The 1,867-nt window shown below is 56.7% G+C and carries 1 protein-coding gene and 1 pseudogene; both read right to left on the bottom strand.

What is annotated here, in order from left to right:
- Window positions 1-193: pseudogene (locus tag V6C07_RS04990) on the bottom strand (serine dehydratase subunit alpha family protein); the annotation flags it as partial.
- A complete protein-coding gene (locus V6C07_RS04995; RefSeq protein ID WP_333535263.1) occupies window positions 190-1,395 on the bottom strand; it encodes a dicarboxylate/amino acid:cation symporter in 1,206 nt (401 codons plus the stop codon). The gene V6C07_RS04995 and the pseudogene V6C07_RS04990, both read right to left, overlap by 4 nt.
- Window positions 1,396-1,867: the final 472 nt, after the last annotated feature.

Genomic DNA, 1,867 nt, shown 5'->3' on the forward strand with positions numbered 1-1,867 from the left:
CGGGAACCATGACGCCCATGCCGTTCTTGAGCAGGTTGGCGCTTACCGCAACCTCAAGCCTTTCCGGCGTGAGGCCGAGGGCTTCCGCTGCCTGAGCGGCAGTGAGCGCCACAGCCACAGGTTCTGTGCAGCCAAGGGCGGGCACGACTTCTTCATGCAGCAGATCTATGAATGATTGCCAGTTTTGATTCATGAATGCTCCGTCATTGACGGTGTCTGCAACGCTCCCAATTGTCCGTTATCGTTGAAAACACCTTCAAGAATAAGGGCCAGCGCGCCATCGCCGGTCACGTTGCAGGCCGTGCCGAAGCTGTCCTGCAAGGCAAAAATGGCGATAAGCAGAGCAACGCCCGTGGGGTCAAAACCAAGAACACCCGTAACAATGCCAAGCGAAGCCACAACCGTGCCGCCAGGAACGCCGGGCGCGCCCACGGCAAAAATGCCGAGCAGCACGCAGAAAAGAATCATGGTCCCTACCGAGGGCAAGGCTCCGTAGAGTATAAGGCTGATGGTCATAACAAAAAACGTTTCCGTCAAAACAGAACCGCACAGATGCACCGTGGCCCCCAAAGGAATCATGAATTCCACCATGGTGCGGCTGAGCACGGGCGAGCGGCGGGCGCACTCCAGCGCCACGGGCAGGGTGGCCGCACTGGACATGGTCCCCACAGCCGTGAGGTACGCGGGCAGATAGTAACGAAAAACCTGTGAAGGATTCCGCCGCGAAACAAGGCCGCCAATGCCGTAAAGAACCGCAAGCCAGATGAACTGGCCCACAATGACCAGAGCCACCATGGACACAAAGACAGGCAGATGCCTTGTAAGCGAGCCTTCATAGGCCAGGCCCATAAATGAAAGGCCCACAAAAAAAGGCAGAATGGGAATCATGACCTTATTGATGAGCCAACTGACGACCTTTTCCAGTTCGGCAAAAAGCTTGCTCATGGTTTCCGATTTTGTCAGGGCCACGCCCAGGCCGAAAAGCAGGGCCAGGGTCAGGGCGCTCATAACGCTGAAAAGCGGCGGAATATCAAGCTGAAATATCATGTTCGGCAATGTCCGCAGCGTTTCGGTGGCAGAAGAGATCGAAAGGTGCGGAATAATCAGATAGCCCGAAAATGTGGAAAAAAGCGCTGCCCCCAGCGAAGAAACATAGGCCAGCAGCACGGCCACGACCAGAATTTTGCTGGCCTGCTGCCCCAGACGGATGATGGCCGGGGTAATGAAACCCACGATAACCAGAGGCACAAGAAAGAAAATGATCTGCCCCAGAATGTGACGCACCGACACAACCACGTTCATGACGCTTTCATTCACCACAAAACCAAGCAAGGCCCCCACAACCAGGCCAGCCAGCAGCTTGAACACAAGCGCCATGTCACCAATCTTGGCCATTACCTTCTCCCTCTCTGTTTTCGGGCAAACCACGTCACAGCCCGTGTTCCAAGGTTGGGGAAGTGCTGATCAAAGGCCCTACCCGCTGCCTCCAGAGCCGCAGACCGGGCAGGAGCGAAACATGTCCAGGCAGGCGTTCCGCATACGAAGCGGCTCCGGCGCAGGCAAGGGCAAAAGAGTGTTTATCAGCACATCCTTAGCTCCATAGACAGACACTTTGACCATATTCCAGCGGAAGGCATTAGGCAACCGTAACGGATCGCAATCCTTTGCCTGTAAAGGGACAGGAAAACGGCGCAAAGCTGACTGAACCACCTGCGAACGTGGCACAACGGCGCACAAGGCAGCAAACCCCGGCAGACGGCGCTTGAGCCGCCGGCTCATTTCATTCACAAGCTGCCCCGGACACCGCCGCGACATGCATGCGGGCAAGACAGGGCATGCGGCCGCCCCGCCTCAGGAAGAAAGCTTC

Origin of the sequence: Desulfovibrio sp. 1214_IL3152, assembly GCF_036763055.1 — a bacterium.
Taxonomy (GTDB): domain Bacteria; phylum Desulfobacterota; class Desulfovibrionia; order Desulfovibrionales; family Desulfovibrionaceae; genus Desulfovibrio.

Coding starts and splice junctions, on each gene's coding strand:
- V6C07_RS04995 (WP_333535263.1), bottom strand. CDS start 1,395: ATGGCCAAGATTGGTGACATGGCGCTTGTGTTCAAGCTGCTGGCTGGC.